The organism is Paenibacillus sp. oral taxon 786 str. D14 (assembly GCF_000159955.1).
Classification (GTDB): Bacteria; Bacillota; Bacilli; order Paenibacillales; family Paenibacillaceae; genus Fontibacillus; species Fontibacillus phoenicis.
Genome location: NZ_GG695974.1, coordinates 176,907 through 178,027 on the forward strand (window position 1 = coordinate 176,907; position 1,121 = coordinate 178,027).

The 1,121-nt window shown below is 42.2% G+C and carries 1 protein-coding gene; it reads right to left on the reverse strand.

Going from position 1 to position 1,121, the window contains the following annotated elements; genetic code table 11:
• On the reverse strand, nucleotides 1-1,121 hold a 1,121-nt coding region (locus POTG_RS09425), incomplete at both ends, for an S-layer homology domain-containing protein (protein ID WP_009224604.1).

Consider the following 1,121-nt stretch of genomic DNA (forward strand, 5'->3'; position numbering starts at 1 on the left):
GGGCTCTTCTAGTCCTGTTATAGTTAACGAAAAGTTACCATAATCATCAGCGGTTACCGAACGGGTCATTAGTCTCTTGGACAAAGGGGATGGTCCGTTGATATGAACGGAAAACGTCTTTCCTGCGACCTCTGGAAAAGTTCCCTTAATAAATAAACTATGATCTAAGGAGTAAATGGCTCTAACCGTATTATCAGGGAATCCACCATTTTTTTCATTCTCAGAGAACGGGGTAGGCGACAGCGGTTTTGGCCATATATCATATCCTAGCTCGTATAAGTTTTTCAAGAACACGATGGCTTCGGCTCTAGTTAATTTATCATCTCCGGCGTAGCCCTCTACTGTTGCAGACGTCTTGCCTGAAGTGTATCCCATATTGAACAAATAGCGAATCGAGTCATCATCGGAGTAGTTTCTGCCTCCGAGACCCGCAACGATCCGAGCCACTTGAAGCCTGGTAATTGGTTGGTTGCGAAGTTTGATATCCTTGATACTATCATCTACGTCCAAGTTCAAGGTCCCGGCAAAACGATAATATTCGTCACTCCATGCACCGCGGTCATAGTATGCAGTTCCGGCGCTTTTCTTCATGCTTTGGACCATACTTGAATTGGAATAAAGTTTGAAAAGCATCGCGAAAAATTCAGCTTCTGTAATTGGATTGTTAGGCTTAAAGGTACCATCCTTATATCCGGAGGCAATCTCCCGATCGATAGCCCAAGCAATGGCGCTACTGGCCCAATGAGAATCAACATCACTGAAGTTAGATCGTCCAGAGATATTGACAGTTAACTTCAACTGTTGTCCTTCATATTCAAAGAGAAGTTCCGCCCGACCTGGCTTAATTCCTTTTATTATATTCCCATTGATTTGAATCAGATCTGAACTTGTCGTGAGTTTGTAATTGGATTCGACAGTAAAACGCAATCCATTTGAATACGAAGCAATTACGGTTGGAAGCTCAGCTTGGCCGTTTTGTTTAATAGAAATTTCTTTCGTTTGAGTGGATAGGTTTTGCAGTTCATTTGTTCGACTTGGATCTATCTTGAAAAAGTGAGTCTGATAGGATATCTCGGCAGGTGTACCATCAATTTTACGAAGTCCAGTGATATTTACTGAAA